The sequence below is a fragment of the Bradyrhizobium sp. SZCCHNR1043 genome, assembly GCF_032489675.1.
GTDB lineage: Bacteria > Pseudomonadota > Alphaproteobacteria > Rhizobiales > Xanthobacteraceae > Bradyrhizobium.
In genome coordinates this window covers 1-1,565 of the sequence record NZ_JAUEYN010000034.1, presented here as the reverse complement: position 1 = coordinate 1,565, position 1,565 = coordinate 1, and the positions used below count along the sequence as shown (strand labels likewise).

The 1,565-nt window shown below is 59.8% G+C and carries 1 protein-coding gene; it reads left to right on the top strand.

Annotation, left to right across the window (positions count from 1 at the left end):
• Positions 1-193: 193 nt before the first annotated feature.
• Positions 194-1,294: an IS4 family transposase gene (locus QX039_RS33020; protein ID WP_315701243.1), complete on the top strand. Its 1,101-nt coding sequence runs from the start codon at positions 194-196 to the stop codon at positions 1,292-1,294.
• Positions 1,295-1,565 lie beyond the last annotated feature (271 nt).

Sequence of the window (1,565 nt, the reverse complement as noted above, 5' to 3'; positions counted from 1 at the left end):
CAGTCTGGATTGCTTCGTCGCTTCGCTCCTCGCAATGACGATCCTGGAACACACACCTTCGCGTTCCCGCGGTACGATTGCGCCCGGGTGATGCTGAATCTGAAACCCTCTTCGATATCGAGGGCGCAGGGAAGGCCGCATAGGCGTTAAGTTTATGCTTGAGTGTTGGAATCCGCCGTGATTCGAACAGGGGATGGCAGACGAATCGCTCCTGAACGAGGACTGGACGAGAGTGGTTGCGCAGCTGGGCGGGGCTGCGCAGCTCGAGAAAACTGCGCGCCAGACGAAGGCCTTCGCGCGTCGGCGGCAGATTCCAGATGCGGTGACGTTACTTCGGCTGATGCTGGCCTATTGTTTGGGTGAAAGAGGGCTGAGATCGACAGCCGCATGGGCGGCTTCTGTTGGCCTTGCCGACCTCACCAGCGTGGCGTTGTTCTATCGGCTGCGTCAATGTGGTGATTGGTTTGCGGTGCTGGTGGAGGGCTTGCTCGCTGCGGCAGCTCCGAAGGCGAGCCAAGGCCGCCTGATCCGCATCATCGATGCGACGACAGTGCCTCAGGCGGGACCGGCTGCGCGCAAGAACAGTGAGCTTTGGCGCGTTCATAGCGCATTTGATCTGCCCTATGAGCGCTTTGGTCACTTCGAGCTGACAGATCAGCAAGAGGGCGAAACGTTTGACCGGATACCAGTGGTCAAGAACGAGATCCGCATTGCTGACCGCGCTTATCTGCAACCTGACCGCATTGCGGCCGTCCGCGAAGCCGGGGCCGACGTTTTGATCCGAGCGGGCTGGAAGAACGCACGTTGGCTTGACGCCAAAGGCCTTCCGTTCGATCTGATGGCCCAATTGCGTGCCGCGAAGGCGCGCGGACTGGTCGATCGGGAGATTTGGATCAAGCGCAAGGGCGGCGCGCCTCTGGCTATGCGTCTGGTCGCAATCAAGAAGCCCACCGGTGCGGCTGCTGCTTCTCGGCGTAAAGCCCGGCAAGACGCAAAAGATGAAAACCGCATCATCTCCAAAGAAACTTTGGAGGCTGCGGATTGGGTCATTCTGATCACGTCGCTCGCGCGGGACGAGTTCTCCACCAAAGATGTGCTTGCGCTCTATCGATTGCGATGGCGGATCGAGCTTGGGTTCAAGCGACTGAAGAGTCTGATTGGCCTCAAGACGCCGCCAGGAACCGATCCGCGCTCTGCCAAGCCCTACCTGCTGGCCCACCTCCTGATCATCCTGTTGCTCGAGCCGCTTGCCAGCGACTTCGAGGACTCTCCCCACTGGACGCAGGCCGCTTAACGACGCCTGGCGCTTGGCGGGTCCTGCAGCAGCTCGTTGCATCCTTGCTGCAAGCAATCATTCCACAACCAACCATCCGTTGCTTGCGCCGCAGAAAACGCGCGTTGGGGCGCCACCTTCGCGAGCCTCCTCGAAAACGCAAGTATCAATCGATGCTCGCGCTACCTTAACGCCTATGCGGCATTCCCTGCCCCCTCTTCATTTTAAGAGGGGCACGATCATGGATAGCTCGGACGCAGATGCGCCGCGAGAACACAACGACACGCCATTC

Bases quoted from the DNA above. Each gene is read 5' to 3' on its own strand.
- QX039_RS33020 (WP_315701243.1), top strand. From the start codon at position 194: ATGGCAGACGAATCGCTCCTGAACGAGGACTGGACGAGAGTGGTTGCG.